Source organism: Rhizobium sp. P2_G2 (assembly GCF_056403555.1).
In genome coordinates this window covers 62,027-82,595 of sequence record NZ_JBFUFF010000018.1, presented here as the reverse complement: position 1 = coordinate 82,595, position 20,569 = coordinate 62,027, and the positions used below count along the sequence as shown (strand labels likewise).

The window sequence follows — 20,569 nt, the reverse complement described above, 5'->3', positions numbered from 1 at the left end:
CAGCAATCAGGCACGTTGAGCATGCTCCGCAGCCCACCGACGCCGCTCGATTTCGATCGCCTTTTCCACGACGGCCCAGATTGCGGTGGCGAACCGGTGCATGGATGCCAGATCCATCTCTTCGTTCCGGGAAGCCGGGGCAAACCGGCTTATCCCCGCTCTCAAGCCTTGGTGTTTTTGCTTGAGACACGCGAATAATGTGGCGGGATCGCTGACCTCGGCAAAATAGCAGTCATCGCGGTCATAGACATAGGCGCAACCGCCCTGCTTCACGATGCTCCAAATTGGCCCGGCTATGCTGTCCTGCCATCCTTCCATCCACGTCCAATGCGTTCGCCCGCGTCTGCTTTGCCAATAGTGCGTCGAAAACGGGTAGATGAATGCCGCTTCAAAGTCGGCATTCAGATCGATTGGACTGTCGTTGCTCATCGTCGGGTAATGTAAGGGTCGATAGATGGCAGCGGAAGGCTGCGCCATTGGACCACGCTCGATCGTAGCCGCGCCACATCACGAATGCAACAGCGGCACTTCAAAACCCCGGCATTTCGAGCCAAGCCTACCCCTGCTCGATCTCCAGGATATTGCCCTCGGGATCGCACATATAAACAATGCGACAGGGCGCCGCCGCCGTCCCGAAATTGGTGATCTCGCCCAAGGCACGGCCGCCCCCGCCGATGATTCCGGCATAGGCGGCGTCAATATCCTCTACCTCGAAAGCAATATGTCCGTACCCAGCCTCGTTCACCGCGGGAGGCGCCCGATCCAGCCAGGTGTCATATTGCAGCAGTTCCAGAAACGGACTGTCCGAGCCCGGCAGGGAAAGCCAGATCGAATAGATGTCCACGTCCGGCAAACCGTTGCCGCGCCACACGCGCTCTCCCGACAGGGTTCTGCGCGGCCTGGACTCTCTGCATCCGAAAACAGTGATGTAGAAGGCTGCCAGGGCGTCCGCGTCCCTCGCCGTGATGCTGATATGCTTGAGCTTCATCTCGCGTCCATTCTCGTGGCGATGGTCGTCAGCCGTCGATGCCATGGCGTCTGGAGCTGAGGCTTCGATGCGTTCACTCTCTTCTTCTTTGTGAAGGAATTACACGTCAATATGCCACCTGTGGTTTGCCTCTGTTTGGTGTCGGGTCGCTTCTGTGGACATTCGCCGCGTTTATTCAAAACTGGCAATTTGCCTGGCATTGGCGCTCGCTCTTACGGCTTGCGAGCGAGAGCCGGGCAAGTGGACCGATGCAGAGATCAGTCTTCTCGCATCGGAGGCTCATTTCATTGTTGCCGGCGTTCCAATCCAACTTCCCCTGGTCGCGACGACTGGGGAAGTAGGCGGACCATATCTGAGGTTGCGTAGAGAGAAAGTACGACAAGAAACCGCGGAGAGCTTGCGCGCCCTTCTTGAACGCGCTTCGAATACGGCAACGGCGCCGACTTTCGATACTCTGCAAGTGACATTAAGGGCATATGGATGGGATGATTCCGAGCCATCATTCAGGCGAATTTGCCCGCAGTTAAATCGTGAATGGTCTCGCTCCCTATGCGACAATCCATGGTCGCCCGTCCTGCAGGTCTACCCCCATCCAGACAATATCTGGTTCTACCTCGCCGATGACAGAAAGCTCGGCAAGTTTGGATCACTTCTCGGGGTTGGCGGTCATTCCCTTGAAGATACCCTGCGCAATGCCGGACTGGGCCGTCAACAAACAGTGGTGGCGTGCGAGCAAGCGAAGCCGAACGAAAATGCCGCCTGCACCGCCGCAACAGTTATCAAGGGTCACCTCATAGCGGTCTGGAGCACTTGGGCGCCACCGCCAGAGCCGATGTCGCAACGAACGGAACGCGAGGGACAAGCCATTGCTGCGCTTGTTGAGAACGCACTCGGAACAACTGAAAACTTCCCTCTCTTGCTGTCGAAAGCATGCAAGCTGAGAAGCCCACAGGCTTCGCTTCCACCCCATGGTGATCCTTGCGCGGATCGCTATTGAGCAGCGAGCAGCGTACGTCCTGGCGTGCTTCAACCCGCCGTGGCCGTGGGAACAGCCTCCATGGCCAGGCATCGATCGTCCATTAATAGTTCGTCAAGACTTACGAAGCGCTTGCCCCACCCCTCACGCCCTCTTCCAAACCGCCTGCCCCAGATACCGCTCCACATCCTCTTCGGGCATGGGCCGGCCGAAGCGATACCCTTGACCAGCCGGACAGCCGAGCGCCAGCAAGGCCGCCTCCTGCTCCGCCGTCTCTATGCCCTCGGCGATCGTCTCGAGCCCGAGGTCGCGGCTCATGGCGATCAGGGCGCGGGTGATGGCGGCATCGGAGGTGTTGGCCTGGATGTCGCGGATGAAGGCGCGGTCGATTTTCAGCGTCGTCAGCGGATAGCGCTGCAGCGAGCTCAGCGAGGCAAAGCCGGTGCCGAAATCGTCGAAGGCGATGCCGACGCCCATGTCGTGCAGGTCGTTGAGGGTCTTGAGCGACCGTTCGTCGGAATTGAGCGCCACTTCCTCGGTGACTTCGAGCTCGAGGGCTGACGCGCTTATGCCGTGCCGGTCGATCGCATCGGCCACCTTGTCGCGCAGATTGAGCGCGCGGAACTGGGTCGGGAACAGATTGACGCTCATCTTGACGGCATGGCCCAGGCGGTTGAGGCGGGCGATCTGCCGGCAGGCTTCGTCGAGCGTCCACCAGCCGATCTCAAGCGCCAGGGCACTTTGTTCGAGCGCGGGCAGAAAGGCTCCAGGCGTGAGCAGGCCTTTCTCCGGATGGTTCCAGCGGATCAGCGCTTCGAAACCAATCACCGCCCCCGTGGCCAGCCGCACCTGCGGCTGGTAGTACATTTCAAGCTGGCCTTCATTCAGGGCCTTGCGCAGCTCATCGCGCATGGCGCGGCGGGCCTGCGCCTCGCTGCGCATCGACTGGTCGAACAATCTGTAGCAGCGCCCACCCGCGGCCTTGGCGCGATAAAGCGCGAAGTCGGCGCTGGCCAGCAATTCCTCGGCGTCGCTACCGTGATGCGGCGCAATGGCGATGCCCAGGCTGGCGGCGAGGTCGAGCACCAGGCCGCCGAGATGAAAGGGCTTGCGGAACGCTTCGAGAATATCGGCCGCCTCTTTCTGTGCTGCCAGCGGATCGGCCGTTTCGGGCAGCAGCACGGCGAATTCGTCGCCGCCCAGCCGTGCCACCACGGCATCGGGCCGCAGCAGATAAGGCAGGCGCACGCCGACCGCCTGCAGCAGCGCGTCGCCGACGCCATGGCCATGCGTGTCGTTGACATCCTTGAAGCCGTCGAGGTCCAGCAATATGGCCGTCGCCGCATGGCCGGAGGACAGGCGGTCCTGGAGCAGCTGCATGAACTGATGCTTGTTGCTGAGCCCGGTCAGCGTGTCCTGCGATGCCAACCGCATCAGCCGGCTCTCGCGCTCACGGCGCTCGGAAATGTCCTTGATCACGGCGCCGGCGCAGAGGCCGCCCTTGCCTTCCCAGATCGACAGGGTGATCTCGATCGGAAATTCGCTGCCGTCCTTCTTCACCGCCGAAACCTCGACCGTCTTGCCGCCGAGATTGGGCTTCTCGCCGGCGGCCACCCGCGCCAGGCCGGCCATATGCGCGCCGCGCATCCTCTCCGGCACGATGATGGTGATCGGCCGGCCGATCATTTCGCTCTTCCGATAGCCGAACAGCGCGCAGGCCGAGGGATTGACGAATTCGATATCGCCCTTGCTGTCGATAGAGATCAGCGACAGGTTTGTCGCCTCGGCAAATTTGGCCACCGTGCTGGCGGTGCTGCGCCGCGTCGTCATCGTCTTCGCTATCCGATCGTTCGTCAAAAGCTACGCCCAGTCATGATAGGCCAACGACTTTAGAAAAAGGTGAATCAAACCGCTGATTGTGCGGGTTTTGCTTCAAGCGGCGCGCTGTCGACCATTGCAGATTCAAGATACGTCCGGGATACATTCTGCAAAAAGGCAGCGAGACAACTGGGATCGTGGGCGCTAGAATTCGCCGCGCAATTGGGAGCCGCGCATGAGTGAAGGCGAAAAGGCATTGCTGGTGCGTGTTCACGGCCGCGTGCAGGGCGTCGGATATCGCGCCTGGACGGTTCACGAAGCAAAGCGTCTGGGATTGCGCGGCACGGTGCGCAACGAAGCCGACGGCAGCGTCAGCGCGGTGATCGCAGGCACGCGATCGGCAGTCGACCGCATGCTGGAACGCTTCCACAACGGCCCTCCCGGTGCAGCGGTGACGAGCGTTGAAAGCGAACCGCTCGATCTCGACCATGTGCCAGGCGATTTCCGCGTGCTGCGGTGACCCGATGGGGGCTCGGTGCACGTTCAAATTTTGCAGGCCGATGACCGTCATGGCCTTCGGCGAGAGCGGGGCGCTGGTCGGACGGGACTGGCGTGGAGCGGCCGCATTGCCCCTGAGCGGACCCGGCGAAGAGCACGAATTATTGGACGATCAGATAATCGTGTAGCCGCTGCTTGAGGAATTCGACCACATCCGGATGGCCTAGAAACGCATCTACATGCATGACCGCCCATTGTTGTCCTTCATTGCCGAAGGGGCGGCCGCCCGCTCAGAAGAGTGTTGGTTGCTCCGGACCTGATGGCGCCGGCGGTCCATCTCCCCCATCATTGTCATCATCGATCGGATCAATGATGTCCGGCGTGTTGTTCGCCGGCTTTCCGACCTTCGAACCGATCTTCCACATCTTCATGAGATGATCTGGATAGGGCACCAACAGATCGTGCGGGTCGGGCTCGATGCCGAGCCATCTGTCATAGTCCTTGCGATGTAGTATGACAGGCATCCGGTCGTGGATTTGCGCCATCAAAGCATTGGGCTCGCAAGTAAGCACCGCAAAGCTGCGCAGATCGAGCCCGGTCACCTTGTCGCGCCAGGTCGACCAGATGCCAGCGAGGCAGAACGGCAAGTCATCGGCCATGCCGATGGCATAGGGCTGCTTGTTCTTGCCGGTGCCGTAAATGTCCTTCCATTCGAAAAATCCGGAGATCGGCACCAGGCAGCGCTTCGATTTGTACGATTGCCGGAACATGCCGTTCGTCGCGACCGTCTCGGATCTTGCGATGATAGGCGGCGGCCGCCCATCGCCCTTGCCGTCCTTCGACCAGGGCGGCACAAATCCCCATTTCGCGTTCACGGCGCGTCGGCCCAACACTTCGCTGTTTTCGGAGGCCGCATTAATGATGATCGGGTACATCTGCCCGGGAGCGCCATTCCACCGTGGAAGCTGCGCTTCCACGTCGGGCACGCCATCGATATCGTTGAAGCCGAAATACGAGAGCATTCGCTCCAGTGATGTCGTTATGTAAATCCGGCCGCACATGGCCACACTCCGTTCACGGAGAGACTGGCGTTGGTGATCACGGGAGTCAAGCTTTCGGGTTCAACCATCGCGTCAGCAGGCCGGAAACCATGATGTCCATGTCATCGCCGGCAGGTCTTTGCAACTGCCTGCTTTCAGCAAGCTTGATAATCGCAGCGAGCGCTTCCTCGCGGGTCCGAGCCTCAGCATCACGATCAAGACTTGTTCGCCCAAAGCACACTCCTATGCTAATCTCGCAAGGCATTTCGCTCGCTGCATGAGCGAGGCGTCGAGCAAGCTGTCGTCGGAAGCCCCACCACCCAATCTTGAGCCCCCCATGGAAAAGATCATCCTCGACTGCGACCCCGGCCACGACGACGCGATCGCCATCCTGCTGGCGGCGGCCAATCCTGCCATCAACCTGCTCGGCATCACCACCGTATCCGGCAACCACAATGTCGACAACACCACGCGCAATGCCCTGGCCGTCTGCACCGCCTATGGCATCCAGGTGCCGGTGGCCAAGGGGTCGCGCGGGCCTGTGATCAGCGACCAGGTGCTGGCCGTCGAGATCCATGGCGAGACCGGGCTCGACGGTCCCGTGCTGCCGCCCGCCTCGTTCGAGCTCGACCCGCGTCATGCCGTGGATTTCATCATCGACACCGTCATGGCGCATGAGCCGAAAAGCGTCACGCTCGTGCCGGTCGGTCCCTACACCAATATCGCGCTCGCCATGCGCAAGGAACCGCGCATCGTCGAGCGGGTGAAGCGGGTCGTGGTCATGGGCGGCGCTTATATGCGGGGCAACATCACCCCGGCTGCCGAGTTCAATGTCTATGGCGATCCGGAAGCCGCCGATGTCGTGTTCCGCGCCAAGTGGGACGTCACCATGGTCGGGCTCGACCTGACGCACCAGGCGCAGGCAACGCCGGAACTGCAGGAAAGAGTCCGCGCCATCGGCGGTTCGATCAGCCAGTTCATCCTCGATATCTGGGCCTTCATCGCCACCACCCATGGCGGCCTGCTGCAGATCGCCTATCCCGCCGTTCACGACGCCTGCTGCGTGGCGGCGCTGATCGATCCGAGCGTGTTCACCACCGAAAAGGCCGATATCCGCGTCGAGATCGCCGGCCGCTGGACCAAGGGCATGACGGTCTGCAATTTCGAGAAAATGGGCGGCATGCACCATTTCGGCGGCACGGCCAGCGAGCAGCGCGATTTCCGCCACACCGTCGCGATGCAGCTCGACCATGCGAAATTCTGCGACATGATCGTCGACGCCGTCGAGCGGCTGACCAGGGCGAAGGGTTGAGGTGCCGGCGTGCAGCTGGCTGCCGGGCGCGCGATAGGCGCTCGCATGTGTCGCCTATGCCCCGATATGCTGTCAGATCCAGGCAAAACACGCGTGCTTCATGGCGACTTCGACGGCCCCTGTTGATTCCTGCAGCATAGGAACGGTCATGACGACGAATGCCGGATTTGACGCCACTTCGACTGTTGCGCTGTTCAGGGTCCGCCACTTCATTCCCGCCATGACCGCGATCCTCTTTGCCACGCTTTCCGAGGCGATGGCCGGAAGCTACATAGCCTTGCTGGCCGTCGAAAAGATCGGAATGTCGCCCTTGGCGCTCAGCGGCTTCCTGACGACATCGGCGGTGTCCGGATTGATCGTGACCTCGATCTTCGGGCATCTTCACGACCGAAGGCCGGTGATCTGGCCCTTGCTTGTCTCCTTGCTGGCCAAGGCCGTCGGCTTCGGACTATGTGCCGTGCTCACCGAGACCTGGATGCTGGTGCTGGATGCCGCCATCCTGTTCGGCCTGAGTTCTGCCTCCTATGCGCTGCTGTTCGCGCTGGCAAAGGGCTATCTTGACCGGGCCGGCGGCCTGACGGTGTCGCGCGGCATGGCAAGTCTGCGGCTTGCATCCTCGCTCAGCTGGGCGGTCGGCCCGGCGATCGCAGCGGTGCTGGTGTCCTCGCGGGGCTTCGACGGCGTATTTGTCGGCGCCGCGCTGCTGGCCGCGTCCGCCCTGGCCGTCGTGATCGTCAGCCGCATTCAGGTCCTGCCTGGCGATGCGGAAACCCGACAGGCGCTGACCATGGCCACAGTCCTGCAGGCGGCGCCCGCCATTCTGGCACTGTCGGCATTTCATACGGCGATGTTCATGGGTTCAAATGCGATGGCGATCGTTGTCGCCCAACAGCTCGGCTCGAAGGACGATGTGGGACTGTTGTTCAGTCTCTGCGCCGGGCTTGAAGTGCTGGTGATGGCCGTGTTCGTTGTCAGGCCGGGCCTTTCGGGAAGTCATCGGCTGCTGGTCTTCGGTTTTGCTCTCTTCGCCGGATATTTTGCCTTGGCGCTGGCGTGGCCGACACTGACCTCGCTCTATGTCGGACAGATATTGAGGGCAGCGGGAATCGGCGTCATCAGTATTGTCGGCATGGCGATGGTGCAGGACTTGCTGCCCGGCCGGGCCGGAACCGCCTCTGCTGTTTTCGGCAACACGGTGAGCGTCGGCGTTCTACTCTCAGGGCTCGGTACCGGCCTCTGGGCCAACTGGTTTGGATATTGGTCGATCTTCGGTCTATGCCTGGGATTATGCGCCTTGAGCGGTGCAGCACTTGGCTGGTCCCGGATGAGGGCCTGATCACCGGCGCGACCAGCGGATCCGGCGATTGCCCGGATCCCCGCTCAGCCGACATGGAACCGCCCCGACGGCGCTCGCGGTCGCGCCCGTGTCGGTCGCACCGGTATCCAAAGCACCACACTTCGTTCTATAGAACAAATGCACCGGCGGCAGTTCGAACGCGCCTTCATTCGATCACCAGACCCAGGGAGTTCCGCCGTGGCCACGTTTGAAAAGAAGCCGGCCGCCGCAGGCGGCTCTGGCGCCGGCGAGGTCGATTCCGCCTATGCCTGGTGGCGGCTCCTGCTCACGCTCATTCTCGGCACCGTCGCCTGTGTCGGCAACTGGTCTGTCGTGGTGCTACTGCCGACCCTGCAGGTCGAATTCGACACGGCGCGTGGCGGGGCCTCGCTGCCCTATACCTGCACGATGCTTGGCTTTGCCTTTGGCGGCGTGGTGATGGGGCGCCTGGCGGATCGGGTCGGCATCGTCGCGCCGGTGCTGGTCGGAGCGCTCCTGCTCTCCATCGGCTATATCATGACGGCGCTGGCCACGAATATCTGGCAATTCGCCGCCTTTTCGCTGGTCATCGGCCTTGGATCGGCGGCTGGATTTGCGCCGCTGATATCCGATCTCTCGCTCTGGTTTTCCCGGCACAGGGGGCTCGCGGTCGCCTTTGCCGCCTCGGGCAGCTATCTTTCCGGCGCCGTCTGGCCGCTGGCGATCGAACATTTCCTCACCACGCACAATTGGCGGTCCATCCATATCGGCATTGCCGTGTTCATCCCGCTGGTGATGGTGCCGATCGGCCTGCTGTTGAAGCGGCGCCTGCGGACCGCGACCTATGCCCAGGCCCAGGCCGCAACAGAGACAGCCCGCAACGCGCTGGGCTTGAGCCCCAATGTCCTGCAGGCCGTTCTCGTCGTCGCCGGCTTTGCCTGCTGCATGGCCATGTCGATGCCGCAGGTTCATCTCGTCGCCTATTGCGGCGATCTCGGCTATGGCGTGGCCGTGGGCACGCAGATCATCGCCCTGATGCTTGGACTGGGCGTGGTCAGCCGCCTGGCGTCCGGCGCGCTTGCGGACCGGATCGGCGCCGGGCCGATGCTGATCCTCGGCTCCTCCATGCAGGCGTTGGCGCTACTGCTCTACCTGTTTTTCAACGGCAAGTCGTCGCTCTACATGATCTCCGGCCTGTTTGGTCTCTTCCAGGGCGGCATCGTTCCGATGTATGCGGTGATCATCCGAACATACCTGCCGCCACGCGAGGCCGGCATCCGCATCAGCCTGGTCATGATGGCGACGGTGCTTGGCATGGCTTGCGGCGGCCTCGCCGCCGGCTACATTTTCGACGCCACCGGCTCCTACCGCCTGGCCTTCCTGCACGGCTTTCTCTGGAACTGCGTCAACCTTGCTTTGGTGAGCTGGCTGATCCTATGGCCGAAGCTGCGTCAGCGGCGGCAAGCCACAGTCGCGGCGTGAAGAGGCGGGCCTTCCCACCGCGCGACAATTGTTTCGATTGACGGCGCAACGGTCCGGGCAAGGGATTGCCGGCGCGGTGTCTGGAGCATGTCAGGCGGGAAGTCCGGCTGCGCTCAGCGCTGCGATCACCCGTTCCGACCGTGCGGGGTCGCGGTAGCGGTTTGAGCGCCGGACCTGCTCCTGGTCGATGTCCGCCTGCCTCAGCACAGCGTCCGCAACGGCGCGGCGGGCATTATCGGTCCGTCCCGCGAACCCATGGATGACCGCCATCATCAGATAGCCCCAGCTATCCTGCGGATTGGCCGCGATATAGTGATCGAGGCTCTCTATCGCGCCTTCGTCGTCGCCAAGCCACGCCCGGGCATGGCCTATGTGAAAATGGATCCAGGTGAGCGTCTGCGGCGACAGATGCGCAGCACGCTCGAGCACGGTCAGCCCTTCGCGCGGGTCGCCGGAATAGACTGAGATCAGGCCGGAAAAGCCAAGCACCCAGGGGTCGCTCGGGCTGAGGCTGGCAGCGCGGCGGCAGAGCGCGACCGCCTCGTCATGGCGGTCGCGCAGCCATGCCACGCCGCCCAGCAGCATCGTCGCGATGGCCGTGTCGGGGCGCTGCTCCAGCACCTCCCTGGCGATGCGTTCCGCCTCGGCCAGCGCCCGCTCGCGGTCGTCGCCCTCAGCATAGTAGCGCGCGTCATACCAAAGCGTCTTGCCCAGCAACACTTTGGCGCCGATATAGTCCGGGTCGATCTCAAGCGCCTCGTACAACAGGTCCCGGGCGCGGCGATTGTCGGCTTCGGACCATCGCTCGTGGTGCTGGTTGGCGACGACGCAGCGTTCCCAGGCGGCAAGGCTTCTCGTCTGGCCGTCCCACAGCCGCGCGAAGTCGCCGGTGGTCAATTTGACTTGCATGGCCACCGCGACCTGGCGCGTGATTTCGTCCTGCAAGGCGAAGATGTCGTCGTCGCCGCCTTCAAACCGGCCGCTCCAAAGCTGCCGGCCGCCGGCCGCCTCGACCAGCCTTGCATTGACACGGATCTGGCCCGACGCGGCGCGTACGCTGCCGGTCAGATGCAAGCTGGCGGCGGCGCTATCGGCGCGCAGCTCGATGCCGCTGATCAGGCTCAGCGACGATTCCAGATCAAGCCCGATGCCGGTGGCGAAGAACTCCTGCTTGGGATCGCTGATCAGGTTGGTGAAGGGCAGGATGGCGACCGTCGGTTTGGCGTCGGCGCGCGCGGGCGCGGCTATCGCCGCCGTCACCGCCTCCGATCCGGACCAGCGCCAGGCCCGTATCGGCGTGCTGATGTTCTTCAGCCGCAACTCGCCCGCGACGGAAAAATCGGCACCGACCTTGCCTGTGACCTGTGCATGCACCGCGTCTGACACCAGAATGCCGCCCCGGGGCGCCTGCGCTTCGAGGCGGGCGGCGATATTGACGCCATGGCCATAGATGTCGGATCCCTCCCCGATAATGTCCCCGAGGTTGATGCCGATGCGCAGCACGATATGGCGGTCCGGCGCCAGCGCCTTGTTGGCCGCGCCGAACTTCTCCTGTAATTCCATGGCCGCCATGACCGCGTTGACGGCGCTGGCAAACTCGATCAGCACCCCGTCGCCCATAAGCTTGACGACGCGTCCGCCATGCGCCTGCACCGTCGGCTCCAGGATTGCCTTCCGTCGCGCCTTCAACGCCTCGAGCGTGCCCGCCTCGTCGGCTTCCATCAGGCGGGAATAGTTGACGACATCGGCCATCAGGATCACGGCGAGGCGGCGATTGACGGTCATTCCGGGAGCTCCGCTTTGCACGGGCCTTCGACTGCGGGCATCGTCGTTTCCAGGGCGGGTTCTGGGCCAGGATCGCACTGTCCCGACAGTCTGACAAGCCGGCTTGGCCGGAATCTGGGCAGGCTCTGATCGAGGTTTGAGCGGCCTTGGCGAAATTCTGCGACATGATCGTCGACGCCGTACCCACGGAGTCCCAATTGAGCCAGGGAGGGCGCCGCGGGTGCTCTCCCCCCTTGGGGGAGAAAAACCCGCGGCAGCCTTCTGTCAGACGATATGAAAATCCGCGTGGTTGAGCTTATCGTTATCCGTGACATGCGCGAAAAGCACCCGGTCGAAATGGCCCTTTGAGCCGTCCCGGTCGAAATAGAGGTCGCCATCCGCCTTGTCGTAGAGGATCCGGTCGCTGGCATCGACGCCCGCGGTCGACGTGGCACTTGCGATCAGCTTGAAATCGTCCTTCGACAATGTCCCCAATGCCAGCCCCTTGAAGACAGCATCGTCGATGTCGATCGTATCGTCCTTGTGGCTGAAATCGCTGATCGTATCGACATTCGAGCCCTTGGCCGCCGTGTCGAACACGAACGTATCCTTGCCGCCATTGCCTGCCAGCGTATCGCTGCCGTCGCCGCCGTCGAGCACGTTCTTGCCGCTGTTGCCGGTGATGGTGTTGGCGAGCCCGTTGCCGGTGCCGTCGATGTCGTCGGCGCCGAGCAGAACGAGCTTTTCGATCGTGGCGAAGTCGGCGAGATTGCGGCTGATGGTCGAGGTGATGGTGTCGATGCCGGCGCTATCGGTGACCGTGTCCAGGGTTTCGCTGCCGAGCACATAGGTATCGTTGCCGGCCAGGCCGACAAGGTCGTCCTGAGCGCCGTCATTGCCACCGCCGTCGAGGATATTGTCGCCGGAATTGCCGTAGATCGCCTGCGCCAGTGCATTGCCGGTGAGGTTGATCGGATCGGTGCCGGCGTCGTTGGTGGTCACCATGAATTCCACGTGAGCGCTTGCTGTCAATGTATAGGAGACGCTGACATGGACATAGTCCGCGTCGCCGCCGTCTGCCGCCTCGACGATCACATCGGTGGGACTGTCGACATAATAGTCGTCGCTGTGGCCGCCGCCGCTCAATGTGTTGGTGCCGGTGCCGCCATGGATCTGGTCATAGCCGGCCCCGCCGGTGATCACGTCATTGCCGGCGCCGCCGTCGAGGCTTTGCGGAGAACCGAAACTGTCCGCGCCATTGCCGCCGTCGATCACATCGTCGCCTCTGCCGCCGACGATCGTGTCGACCCCATCGCCGCCGATGACGGTCACGGATGTCAGCCCGCCATAGAACTGGTCGTCGCCATCCCCGAGATCGGTGCTGCCCTTGATGATGCCGCTTTCATTGTGGACGATGTCGTTACCGCCGGCGAGGTCCAGGCCGCCGCGCAGGATGCCGGTATTGGTCACGAGTTCGACGGATGTCGCACTGGTGGCGGCGATCGCCGACTGAACCCCATTTCCCACGGTTCCCGAATTATCGATCGTGTGGGTGCCGGCAGAGCCGGAGTTGAAAAAAATAGCATCACCCACGACAGTGTCGATCGATCCCGTATTGGTGATCAGGCAATCTCCGCTGCCGAGATAATTTATGCCAGCACCGCCGGTACCGGCCTGCCCGGAAAGGCTGCCATGGTTGGTGATGTCGGCGTCGCCTTCGAGGTAAACAGCCGCCTCCCCCCGCACGACGGCGGAAGCATTGATCGTGATCGTCGCGTGGTTCGTACTGCCCTGAAGATAGATGCCCGAACAAATATCGGTTGGTTTGCCCTCGATCAGGCCGTCGACTGTCAGATCATAGCTCTGGCTTGCGCCGCCCAGAACCAATGAATCACTGTCCGTGCTGATCAGGTAGGCGTCGAAAGCCAGCGTCAGCGTATCGCCGGTGGAATAGCTGGCGGCGTTGCCGCTGGTGACGAAATTGCTCGGAATCGCAGTCATATCGGTCCCCCCAAGGCCCAAATGATCCGGCTCGACCGCTTCCGGCGATTGGCGAGGAGAGAGCCAGATGCCTCACGCCATCCTCATGCCTGCTCCCGAGAAAATTGCTCAGCCCGCCGTTCTATTAACCAACAGCAAGGCACCGAAAATAGCAATCGGCCACGCTGCGGTTTGGCGTAAGAATTCCGAATTGACGTCATTTTGACCGCATGAGGACCAGTGTGGCGGATCGAAAGCCCGCGGCAGCGTTGTGCCCCAACCGAGGCTGGCATTCGGGGCACCCTGCCTCCCCCTTGTGAGGGCGATGGCCGGCAGGCCAGAGAGGGTCTTCGCGCCACATGCGATGGCCTGCTATCGATCGAGCGGCAATCAGACCTCTTGGCGCGATGCCAAGACACGTCGTCGACCCTGGGGGCAGGTTCACGTCGTCCGCCTGCAATCGTCTTGCCGTCCTCTTCGCGCTGATCTCCACCAAACCCGCTCAGCGCGCCAGCGCATCCTTTGGAAATCCCCTTGCCAGGCTGTCGATGAAGCAGCGCACGGCCGGCGGCAGGCCGCGGCGGGTGGTGAAGACCAGATGCACCACGCCCAGCATGCCGCGCCATGCCGGCAGCACGCGGACCAGCCTGCCCTCGTCCAGGGCCTGCCGGCAGCTGTGATCCGGCAGCAGCGCAACGCCCAGCCCCGCCACCGCGGCAGCGCGCACGGCGGTGAAATCCGCACAGGCCATCCTCGGGACATGGCTGAGCACATGCCTTTCGCCGCCCTCGCTTTCCAGATGCCACTCGGCGTCGCCGGGTTCGTCGCTGCTCGACAAGGTCGGATGGTTCGCGAGATCGCCGATATCGCCGATCCGGCTGGCGGTCTGCGGGCTGGCGACGAGAATTCTCACCGACTTGCCCAGCGAGCGCATGGTCAGCGAGGCGTCACCCTCGAGCGAGGTGCGCACGCGCAGCGCCACATCGATGCGCTCTTCGATCAGATCGACGGAACGGTCGACGGCGACCAGTTGCAGCCGCACTTTCGGATGGTGCTCGAGAAACTGGTTCATGAGCCCGGAGATCGGCTCGACCAGGCCGGTGGGGCAGCTCATGCGGATCAGTCCGTGCGGCTCGGCTTGCGCCTCGGCCACCAGCGCTTCCGCCCGCTCGGCTTCCGCCACCATCGCTCTGCAGCGTTCGTAGAAGGACTGGCCGACATCCGTCACCCGGAAACGGCGGCTTGAGCGCTCGATCAGGCGGACGCCGAGCCGCGCCTCCAGCCCCGCTATCCTGCGGCTGAGCTTCGACTTCGGCTCGCGCAGCGCACGCCCGGCAGCGGCAAAGCCGCCATGGGCGACCACTTCGGCAAAATACTGGAGGTCGTTCAGGTCTGCTTTCATCATCGTTCTCCCTGTGGAACGATGAGTAACAGTTTTGCTGGCTTTCCGCATCAGCGTTCCGTCCCCATCTGCTTCCTCGACGGCAACACGCCGAAACACAGGAGAAAGACATGACGAAGACATTCGAAAACAAGGTCGTGATCGTGACCGGCGGCACCAGCGGCATCGGGCTCGCCACAGCCAAGGCCTTTGTCGCCGAGGGCGCCTCGGTGTTCATCACCGGCCGGCGGAAGGAGGTGCTCGACGCTGCGGTCAAGCAGATCGGCGGCCGCGTCACCGGCGTCCAGGCCGACATGAGCAAGCTCGCCGATATCGACCGCCTCTATGATGCGGTCCAGGCGCAGCATGCGCAGATCGATGTCGTCTTCGCCAATGCCGGCGGCGGCGAATTCGCAGCACTCGGCGCCATCACCGAAGAGCACTACCAGAAGACATTCGACACCAACGTCAAGGGCACGCTGTTCACCGTGCAAAAGGCGCTGCCGCTCTTGCGCGACGGCGGCTCGATCATCCTCACCTCCTCGACGACAAGCGTCTCCGGCACGCCTGCCTTCAGCGTCTATTCCGCCACCAAGGCGGCGATCCGCAATTTCGCCCGCAACTGGGTCCTCGATCTCAAAGATCGCCATATCCGCGTCAACGCGATCAGCCCCGGCGTCACCGAGACGGCTGGCGTCGACGAACTTTTCGGCGGCGGCGAAAGCGCCGAGAACACCAAGAACTATCTCGCCGGCCTGATCCCTGCCGGCCGCGTCGGCCAGCCCGGGGAGATCGCCAAAGCGGTGCTCTTCCTCGCCTCCGACGCCGCCTCCTTCGTCAACGGCATTGAACTCTTCGTCGACGGCGGCATGGTACAGATCTGAACGTCGGACACGGGAGAAGAACCATGACAGACATCGCAACGCTGATCGAACGCAACCTACAGGGCATTTTCGGCGAGCCCGATGAAGCCCGCCGCCGGCAGGTCGCCGCGGAAATCCTGCATGAAGATGCGCTCTTCGTCGAACCGCATGGCGTCACCAGCGGCCGGGACGAAATCATCCGCATCGCCGGCATCATCCGCGCCACGCATCCGACCTTCCGCTATAGCCCGACCGCGCCGGCAGACGTGCTGCACGAGCACGCCGCGCGGATGAGATGGGTCGCCGGAGCTCCGGGTGAGCCGCCGGCTTATGCGGGCACGGATTTCATCGTCGCGCGAGAGGGCAAGATCGCTGCCATCTATATGTTTTTTGATGGTGAGCCCGACCCGACCGGCGCGAAGTTTGCGGGGTGAGATGTCGTGTTGGTGGAGGAGGTGTGAGGGCCAGCGAGGACGGCACTCACGCTTCCCCACTCCGTCGCTGCGATGGTGGCGGAAGGCACGGTATGCGGCACCGACCGGTTCGAGGGTCGCCATTGACACGAAGCGGACATCGCCGCGCGAAATGTACAGCCCAGCCCCCGATAGAGCGCTCGTCATGCGCGAGATCAGGATCGCATGGAAGGTCGACTGGCAACGTGGGCAGTCGCATGCCGGGTAAAGACCCTCTCTGGCCTGCCGGCCATCTCCCCCACAAGGGGGGAGAAAACTCGCGGCACCGCCTCGACCCAATTGATGCACCTATGGTGCGGTTGGGTTAAGCCCCTCACGATGCCTCAATTGAGGCAAGGAGCGCGCCGCGGGTCTTCTCCCCCCTTGTGGGGGAGATGGCCGGCAGGCCAGAGAGGGTCTTCACCCGGCATGCGACTCCCCTGCTGTCGCCCGCCTTTTAGGCCCCAATCCGCCCTCAGATGCGGTTATCGGAACGCACAATTCGCCACGCCGTGATCAGCGCCACCATCCCGCCGATCGCCATGACAGCGGCCATGGGGACATGGGTGCCGTTGGCCAGCAAACCGACGGCGCCCGAGCCGATCATTCCGGAGCCATATTGGATGGCGCCGACGACAGCCGACGCCGAGCCGGCCTTCGTCTGAACGCTTGCCAGGGCGCCGGCGACGCCATTGGCGAGAATAAAGCCGTTCATCGCCGCGAACAGGAACTGCAATGCGATGAATGCGGCGGCCCCGCCGATGCCGGCCACGGATGCCAGGAACAGGGCCAGCCCGAACACGGCGGCGCCGAGTGTGCCGATCAGCAGCATGCGGTCGCTGCCGATGCGCCTGACCAGGCGGGCATTGACGGTGTTGGCAGCCATCAGCCCGACAATGCCCGCGGCAAAGACCAAGCTGTAGGCCTGCGGCGACAGGCCGAAATAATGGATCAGCGCGAAGGGTGCGCCGGCAATGTTGGCGAAGACCGCGGCATAGAAGCAGCCGATGACGGCCGCGTAGCGCATGAGCGATCCGTTGGTCAGCAGCTCCGCATAACCGGAGATCGCCGACCAGGCCGGGCCGCGCTCGCGCCTGGCCATGGGCAAGCTCTCGGGCAGGGTCATGACCGCGGCGAACGTGCCTATCCCGATTGCCACGAGTGTCCAGAATATCGCCTGCCACGACGCCAGCGCCAGAATCTGCGCCCCGACGATCGGGCCGAGCAAGGGCGCGATCGCCATCACGGTCATCAGGCTCGACAGCGTCCGCGCCGCCTCGTCCCGATCGTAGAGGTCGCGGATCATGGCCCGCGCCAGCGCCACGCCGGAACTCGCGCCAAGGGCCTGGACGATGCGCCAGAAGATGATCTCGCCCGCGCTCGCCGACAAGGCGCATCCGGCGGAACCGATCACGAAGACGACGACACCGAGCGCGATCGGCATGCGCCGGCCGAAACGATCACTGACCGGCCCCCATCCGAGCTGGCCAAAGGCGAAACCGAGGAGATAGGCCGAGATGGCAAATTGCAGCATGCCCTCTTTCGCCCCAAGCGCCACCTGCATCGCCGGCAGAGCCGGGAGGAAGAGATCGGTCGAAATGGAAGCAAAGCCCAGAAGCACGGCCAGGACGACAAGCCGCCACACGCCGCCTCGCCCGACATCCGTTGCCGTCCCGTTCAGCTCATCGTCGCCGGCAGAGCGCATGTCGATCGTTCGTCCCTTGACCACGGGCATCGCCGTCAAAGCCCCGAAAGTTTCATCAGTTCATCCGGATATCGTGCACCCTCGATGCGGATCGCGGCAGCGTCGATCTCGGCGAGATCGCCCGATGTCAGTGCCACCGAGAGCGATCCGAGATTCTCTTCGAGGCGCTCGCGCTTGCGCGTGCCGAACAGCGGCACGATCCAGGGCTTCTGCGCCAGCAGCCAGGCGAGTGCGACCTGGGCCGGCGTCGCCGCATGGCGATCGGCAATACCGCGGATCAGCTCTATCAGCGCCTGGTTTGTCTGCCGCGCCTGTTCGGTGAAACGCGGTATGCGGCTGCGCAGATCATTGGCCGCAAAGGACGAAGCCGGATCGATCTTGCCGGTCAGGAACCCTTTTCCCAGGGGGCTGAACGGCACAAGACCGATACCCAGTTCTTCGAGCACCGGCAGGATGTCCGTCTCGGGCTCCCGCGTCCACAAGGAGTATTCGCTCTGCAGCGCGGTGACCGGATGTACCGCATGCGCCTTGCGGATCGATCCGGCTCCCGCCTCCGACAGGCCGAAGTGCAAAACCTTGCCTTCGGCGATCAGCTCCTTCACCACCCCAGCCACCTCTTCCATCGGCACATCCGGATCGACGCGATGCTGGTAGTAAAGGTCGACATGGTCGGTCCTGAGCCGTTTCAGGCTGCCTTCGATTGCCTTGCGGATCTGCTCCGGCCGGCTGTTGACGCCGCCGAGATGCTCGCCCGTCGCCTGGTCCAGGTTCCAGCCAAACTTGGTTGCGATCCTGACCCGGTCGCGCATGCCGGCAAAGGCCTCGCCGACCATGTCTTCATTGGTCCAGGGACCATAGACCTCGGCGGTGTCGAAGAAATCGACGCCGAGATCGACCGCCTCGCGCAGCAATCGGATCATGTCGGCGCGGTCTTCGATGTCGCGCGACTTGCCGTACCCCATAGCGCCGAGCGACAGGGCCGAGACTTCGAAGCCGGCGGTTCCCAGTTTGCGCTTGTCCATTTCAACCGTCCTTCATCTGTTGCTTGCGGAACCGCGGCTCACATCGGCAACCCGGTCCTGATCGCTCTAGCTCAGGAGACATAAAGGCTGCAGGCTTCATGGACTAGGTGGCATAATTCGCTTGAACTTATCGAATTTCGCTATCAATAAGCCCCTGCATCTGCGACAGCGAGGTCGTGATCAAGGCGCGGGGAAACTTCAACGACCTTATCTGGTTCCTCGCGGTCGCCGAGGAGAAGCGTTTCACCGGGCGGCGGCGCGCCTGAACGTCGCCCAGTCCACACTCAGCCATGCAGTCAAGCAGCTCGAAACCCGAATGGGATCGAGGCTTCTCACCCGCACGACCCGCAGCATCTCCACCACCGAGGCCGGCGAACGCCTGCGTCAATCCATGGCGCCGCGCTTCGAGGAGATCGATGGGTATCGCGACAAGCCCGACCCAACCGGACCGGCGCTGCCGGGCTGAGGCATGCCCGCGGCGGCAGCGGGTTTCTGCCCTCACCCGCAGTCCGGCGCCAAAATGATGCGGCRCAAATACCCGATGGTCGCTTGGACGGCTTCACTCTCCGCCCAGGTTTCGTCTGGCGAAACTTGCGAGGCATTTCGCACTTTCAGGCCTCCTTGGACATCCAAACCTGGAGAGGTCCAAGCGCGACAAGGCCGGTCTCCTGAAATTCCAAGTCATCTGAAGACCAACACACAATCGGTCGCTGCCGCGATGCCGAACTTGCGGCCTGTAATGCGCCCGTTTGGGCAAGCGAATGATTATCCGGAGAAAACCAGTTCGACAGACCCAGCGAAACTCCGGAATCGAGGCTGATAATGCCGGCTTCGATGGCGTCGGCTTCGCCTTTGAACCAGAAGGTGATCCTTCGGTCCGACAGCAAGCTGTCGGGGAAAATTCGTTCCTCGCCACCACCCCACGCTTTTTCCCACAAGCGCAACTCGGCGGAAGAAGTTACGGTCTTCCAATTCTCCGGCAAGTCGGCCGTGATGGTTGTGCCGTACCAATGGCCCAACAGCAGTTGTTCAAATCCCTGATCGGCGAGCTCCAAGTCGCCAAAGCTGTCCTTGATGCCCCACCTTTTCCGCTGATTGGCGGTGCTCACCGTGCGAGCAAGCTCCTCTACTTCTTTTTGAGCGCCGGGCTGCCGCGTTATGATGTTCGGATAAAAGGGTGGCGAGACAGCGAAATTCGCCCACGCGCCCGATGAGCTGGCCTCCTGCGATCCATGGGCGGAGCAGACCGCACTGCACCAGGCAACATTGTCTTCGACAGCAAGTCGAAGACGTTGGTCAATGCTGCGCATGCGGAACGGTCCTCAACATATCCGGCACCGAAAACCCGACGAAACGCCAGCTTCTCCCCGGATTTTTGCCACTTCGCAGGATAGAGACCATAGAGAATTCTGCAATCGCCGATTTTGGCCCATTGCTGACATCTGAAGCTGCGTATCCACCAAGCGGCTTTGCGCCTTCATTTCGGCCATTCGAGCCGCCTTGTCGAATTCCTGAAAGCTGCCAGGCCGCTAAACGGTCGATGATGTCGGTGACAAGTGGAAAGCGGGTGTCCGCTTCTGGGGTTGGATATTGTTCGGACCGGTGCGCACGGCAACTAGAAATCATCGCCGATTTATTCCTCGTCACCGCCACAAACGCGCGGAAAAGGCTTTGCCTGAGTTTTCGATCTTGGTGCAAACGTACTCGGTAGGCTTTTGCGTCACCTGAATCGAAGGCCGTTTCTTCCGCCGAATTCAGGGCGAGGGCAAAGATCGCGGCATCGACACCCTGAGGGCCATGGCGCATGGCATCCTGCAAGCATCCGTTCCACCAAACGTCTTCTTTTCGTGCCCGGCATCTCGCCTAGCAAAACAAGGCGTTGACCTGTCGCATTCCGCCTTCGGATCGCATTCTGGCACGTACCGCACATTCCTCGGATCGACCTCGAAGGGCAGCAAAGGGGTCGATTCCGG

At 62.7% G+C, this 20,569-nt stretch carries 19 protein-coding genes and 1 pseudogene; 9 read left to right on the top strand and 11 right to left on the bottom strand.

Annotation, left to right across the window (positions count from 1 at the left end):
• Positions 1 to 6: 6 nt before the first annotated feature.
• Positions 7 to 477 (bottom strand): hypothetical protein, encoded by a 471-nt coding sequence (locus AC1D06_RS15860; RefSeq protein ID WP_477986956.1) that lies wholly within the window; start codon positions 475 to 477, stop codon positions 7 to 9.
• Between the two features lie 79 nt (positions 478 to 556).
• Positions 557 to 988, bottom strand: a complete 432-nt coding sequence (locus AC1D06_RS15855) for a VOC family protein (protein ID WP_477986955.1) — start codon at positions 986 to 988, stop codon at positions 557 to 559.
• A 154-nt stretch (positions 989 to 1,142) separates the two neighbouring features.
• On the opposite strand from AC1D06_RS15855, the gene AC1D06_RS15850 reads away from it, so the two are divergent.
• Entirely contained in the window at positions 1,143 to 1,985 is an 843-nt protein-coding gene (locus tag AC1D06_RS15850) for a hypothetical protein (protein ID WP_477986954.1), read from the top strand.
• Positions 1,986 to 2,108: 123 nt separating this feature from the next.
• Here the strand turns inward: AC1D06_RS15850 and AC1D06_RS15845 are convergent, their stop codons facing one another.
• On the bottom strand, positions 2,109 to 3,794 hold the full coding sequence (locus AC1D06_RS15845) for a putative bifunctional diguanylate cyclase/phosphodiesterase (RefSeq protein WP_477986953.1): 1,686 nt from the start codon (positions 3,792 to 3,794) through the stop codon (positions 2,109 to 2,111).
• 223 nt (positions 3,795 to 4,017) lie between these two features.
• Here AC1D06_RS15845 and AC1D06_RS15840 point away from each other — a divergent pair, with 223 nt between their 5' ends.
• Entirely contained in the window at positions 4,018 to 4,302 is a 285-nt protein-coding gene (locus AC1D06_RS15840) for an acylphosphatase (protein WP_477986952.1), read from the top strand.
• A 268-nt stretch (positions 4,303 to 4,570) separates the two neighbouring features.
• Here AC1D06_RS15840 and AC1D06_RS15835 read toward each other — a convergent pair whose 3' ends face one another.
• Entirely contained in the window at positions 4,571 to 5,341 is a 771-nt protein-coding gene (locus AC1D06_RS15835; RefSeq protein WP_477882734.1) for an SOS response-associated peptidase, read from the bottom strand.
• Between the two features lie 316 nt (positions 5,342 to 5,657).
• Here AC1D06_RS15835 and AC1D06_RS15830 point away from each other — a divergent pair, with 316 nt between their 5' ends.
• From AC1D06_RS15830 to AC1D06_RS15820, 3 genes are all read left to right on the top strand, one after another.
• Positions 5,658 to 6,632 (top strand): nucleoside hydrolase, encoded by a 975-nt coding sequence (locus AC1D06_RS15830; protein ID WP_477986950.1) that lies wholly within the window; start codon positions 5,658 to 5,660, stop codon positions 6,630 to 6,632.
• A 148-nt stretch (positions 6,633 to 6,780) separates the two neighbouring features.
• Complete coding sequence (locus tag AC1D06_RS15825; protein WP_477986949.1) at positions 6,781 to 7,968, top strand: MFS transporter; 1,188 nt, start codon at positions 6,781 to 6,783, stop codon at positions 7,966 to 7,968.
• 198 nt (positions 7,969 to 8,166) lie between these two features.
• Positions 8,167 to 9,429 carry an MFS transporter gene (locus AC1D06_RS15820; protein ID WP_477986948.1) on the top strand — a complete coding sequence of 421 codons (1,263 nt, stop codon included), beginning with the start codon at positions 8,167 to 8,169 and terminating at the stop codon, positions 9,427 to 9,429.
• Positions 9,430 to 9,519: 90 nt separating this feature from the next.
• On the opposite strand, the gene AC1D06_RS15815 is transcribed toward AC1D06_RS15820, so the two are convergent.
• Together AC1D06_RS15815 and AC1D06_RS15810 are read right to left on the bottom strand one after the other, a co-directional pair.
• Positions 9,520 to 11,214 (bottom strand): tetratricopeptide repeat protein, encoded by a 1,695-nt coding sequence (locus AC1D06_RS15815; RefSeq protein WP_477986947.1) that lies wholly within the window; start codon positions 11,212 to 11,214, stop codon positions 9,520 to 9,522.
• Positions 11,215 to 11,478: 264 nt separating this feature from the next.
• Entirely contained in the window at positions 11,479 to 13,194 is a 1,716-nt protein-coding gene (locus AC1D06_RS15810; protein WP_477986946.1) for a calcium-binding protein, read from the bottom strand.
• A gap of 67 nt (positions 13,195 to 13,261) precedes the next feature.
• Between AC1D06_RS15810 and AC1D06_RS15805 the strand changes: the two genes are divergently transcribed.
• Positions 13,262 to 13,399, top strand: a complete 138-nt coding sequence (locus AC1D06_RS15805; protein ID WP_477986945.1) for a hypothetical protein — start codon at positions 13,262 to 13,264, stop codon at positions 13,397 to 13,399.
• A gap of 276 nt (positions 13,400 to 13,675) precedes the next feature.
• Here AC1D06_RS15805 and AC1D06_RS15800 read toward each other — a convergent pair whose 3' ends face one another.
• On the bottom strand, positions 13,676 to 14,578 hold the full coding sequence (locus AC1D06_RS15800; protein ID WP_477986944.1) for a LysR substrate-binding domain-containing protein: 903 nt from the start codon (positions 14,576 to 14,578) through the stop codon (positions 13,676 to 13,678).
• Positions 14,579 to 14,685: 107 nt separating this feature from the next.
• Here AC1D06_RS15800 and AC1D06_RS15795 point away from each other — a divergent pair, with 107 nt between their 5' ends.
• On the top strand, positions 14,686 to 15,438 hold the full coding sequence (locus AC1D06_RS15795) for an SDR family NAD(P)-dependent oxidoreductase (RefSeq protein WP_477986943.1): 753 nt from the start codon (positions 14,686 to 14,688) through the stop codon (positions 15,436 to 15,438).
• 23 nt (positions 15,439 to 15,461) lie between these two features.
• Complete coding sequence (locus AC1D06_RS15790) at positions 15,462 to 15,851, top strand: nuclear transport factor 2 family protein (protein WP_477986942.1); 390 nt, start codon at positions 15,462 to 15,464, stop codon at positions 15,849 to 15,851.
• Positions 15,852 to 16,344: 493 nt separating this feature from the next.
• Here AC1D06_RS15790 and AC1D06_RS15785 read toward each other — a convergent pair whose 3' ends face one another.
• Positions 16,345 to 17,598 (bottom strand): multidrug effflux MFS transporter, encoded by a 1,254-nt coding sequence (locus AC1D06_RS15785; RefSeq protein ID WP_477986941.1) that lies wholly within the window; start codon positions 17,596 to 17,598, stop codon positions 16,345 to 16,347.
• A gap of 11 nt (positions 17,599 to 17,609) precedes the next feature.
• Complete coding sequence (locus tag AC1D06_RS15780; RefSeq protein ID WP_477986939.1) at positions 17,610 to 18,596, bottom strand: aldo/keto reductase; 987 nt, start codon at positions 18,594 to 18,596, stop codon at positions 17,610 to 17,612.
• A gap of 179 nt (positions 18,597 to 18,775) precedes the next feature.
• Here AC1D06_RS15780 and AC1D06_RS15775 point away from each other — a divergent pair.
• Positions 18,776 to 19,041, top strand: a pseudogene (locus AC1D06_RS15775) (helix-turn-helix domain-containing protein); the annotation flags it as partial.
• 166 nt (positions 19,042 to 19,207) lie between these two features.
• Here AC1D06_RS15775 and AC1D06_RS15770 read toward each other — a convergent pair.
• Positions 19,208 to 19,906, bottom strand: coding sequence for a hypothetical protein (locus AC1D06_RS15770; RefSeq protein WP_477986938.1), 699 nt, complete (start codon positions 19,904 to 19,906; stop codon positions 19,208 to 19,210).
• On the bottom strand, positions 19,893 to 20,414 hold the full coding sequence (locus AC1D06_RS15765) for a hypothetical protein (RefSeq protein WP_477879630.1): 522 nt from the start codon (positions 20,412 to 20,414) through the stop codon (positions 19,893 to 19,895). Before AC1D06_RS15765 ends, AC1D06_RS15770 begins: the two co-directional genes overlap by 14 nt.
• Positions 20,415 to 20,569: the final 155 nt, after the last annotated feature.